Genomic DNA, 478 nt, shown 5'->3' with positions numbered 1-478 from the left:
TGCCGGACACCTGCTGCGCGGGCGCTTTATCAGCGGCATGGGGGCCGCGCAGTTCGCTGAGCCGGCGCTGATTGAGCGTATTCGTCAGCTGCAGCGCGCGCCCTCTGCCATGCCGCTGGCGCTGGCCACGCTGGATCCGGCTAATCCGTTCGGCACCCAGCTGCCGTGGCCGCTGACCCTCTCCGGGACAAAACCGCTGCGGCGCGGCGGCAGCTGGGTGGTGCTGTTTCAGGGAGAGCCGCTGCTCTGGCTGCCGCCCGGCGGCAAACAGCTGCATACGTTTACGGCAGATATATCGCCGGAGATCCTGCAGCAGGCGCTTGGCGCGCTAGCCGCGGCCCTCCGGCGCGAGCCGCGCCTGCGCTTTACGCTGGAGCAAATTGATGGCTCTCCGGCCAGCCAGTCGCCGCTGACGGCGCTGCTGAAACCGGCAGGCTTTGCGCGCGTGCCGGGCGGCTACAGCTGGGATGGCTGAGCG

1 protein-coding gene is annotated in these 478 nt (G+C 69.5%); it reads left to right on the top strand.

All coding sequences use genetic code 11. From position 1 onward, the window contains the following. On the top strand, positions 1–475 hold a 475-nt coding region (locus tag HA43_RS18945; RefSeq protein ID WP_425298532.1), incomplete at its 5' end, for an Lhr family helicase. Between the last annotated feature and the right edge of the window lie 3 nt (positions 476–478).

Origin of the sequence: Pantoea eucrina (genome assembly GCF_002095385.1) — a bacterium.
Taxonomy (GTDB): domain Bacteria; phylum Pseudomonadota; class Gammaproteobacteria; order Enterobacterales; family Enterobacteriaceae; genus Pantoea; species Pantoea eucrina.
The sequence above is the reverse complement of the archived record's forward strand: the minus strand, read 5'-3'. Positions and strand labels throughout refer to the sequence as shown.